The following is a 598-nucleotide window of genomic DNA, read 5'->3' on the forward strand; positions in this document are numbered from 1 at the left end:
TTTGCCGATGATTTCGAAGCTGCGGTCGGAGCCATCGTGTCCAACGTCTCGGCCTCAGCCGTGCAGCTTGAATCATCCGCGTCCACGCTGACCCGCACCGCCGAGACCACGCAGGCCCTGTCGAGCCAGGTCGCCGGCGTGTCCGAGCAGGCTTCGAGCAACATGCAGTCGGTTGCAACCGCCACGGAGGAGCTGTCGGCTTCGGTTGAGGAGATCGGCCGCCAGGTTCGCGATTCCAGCCGCATTGCCGAGGCGGCCGTGGTCCAGGCCAAGGAAACCGATGGCCGGATCGGAAAACTCTCGCACGCGGCCCAGCAGATTGGCGAGGTGGTCAAGCTGATCACTGCGATTGCCGAGCAGACCAATCTTCTGGCGCTGAATGCGACCATCGAGGCGGCGCGTGCAGGTGAAGCCGGCCGCGGCTTTGCGGTCGTCGCGAGCGAGGTGAAGTCCCTGGCGAGCCAGACGGCCAAGGCGACTGATGAAATTTCGTCGCACATCACGGGCATGCAGGGTGCGACGGCCGAGTCGGTCGCCGCGATCAAGGAGATCGGTGCGACCATCGGCAAGATCTCGTCGATCTCGACCTCGATTGCCA

General features: G+C 64.4%; 1 protein-coding gene. It reads left to right on the forward strand.

Annotated features, from left to right (window positions below; translation table 11 throughout):
• The coding region (locus XI06_RS12835; RefSeq protein ID WP_271605473.1) for a methyl-accepting chemotaxis protein at positions 1-598 on the forward strand (598 nt) is incomplete at both ends.

The organism is Bradyrhizobium sp. CCBAU 11434 (assembly GCF_028128895.1).
Taxonomy (GTDB): Bacteria; Pseudomonadota; Alphaproteobacteria; order Rhizobiales; family Xanthobacteraceae; genus Bradyrhizobium; species Bradyrhizobium zhengyangense.